The 298-nt window shown below is 56.4% G+C and carries 1 protein-coding gene; it reads right to left on the bottom strand.

Annotated elements, in window-relative coordinates:
- On the bottom strand, nt 1-298 hold a 298-nt coding region (locus tag PZH32_RS13045; RefSeq protein ID WP_428994055.1), incomplete at both ends, for a DUF4143 domain-containing protein.

Raw genomic sequence — 298 nt, 5'->3', positions numbered from 1 at the left:
AACAAGAATACGATGTCGGATTTCTCCAGGATACCGAGCCACTCCTGCGCTATGGCTCGGGGAATGCCTACGTCGCGTGCGAGAGACTCGACGTTGAGGAGCTGGGCTGTTAGGGCGCCGACGGCGGCCATGAAGCGCGAAAAGTCGAGCACATTAGCAGAGCCGTCGAGGTCGCGCACGTCGCGCTCGATATAGGTTTGCATATAGCTGCGATAAAAATGATCAACATTCGTGCTGCGTCCGTTGTTTACGGCTGGCATCCATCCGCGGAAGATTCGCCCATAATCTTGCGGTAGCG

The organism is Adlercreutzia equolifaciens, assembly GCF_029076695.1.
GTDB classification, from domain to species: domain Bacteria; phylum Actinomycetota; class Coriobacteriia; order Coriobacteriales; family Eggerthellaceae; genus Adlercreutzia; species Adlercreutzia equolifaciens_A.
The sequence above is the reverse complement of the archived record's forward strand: the minus strand, read 5'-3'. Positions and strand labels throughout refer to the sequence as shown.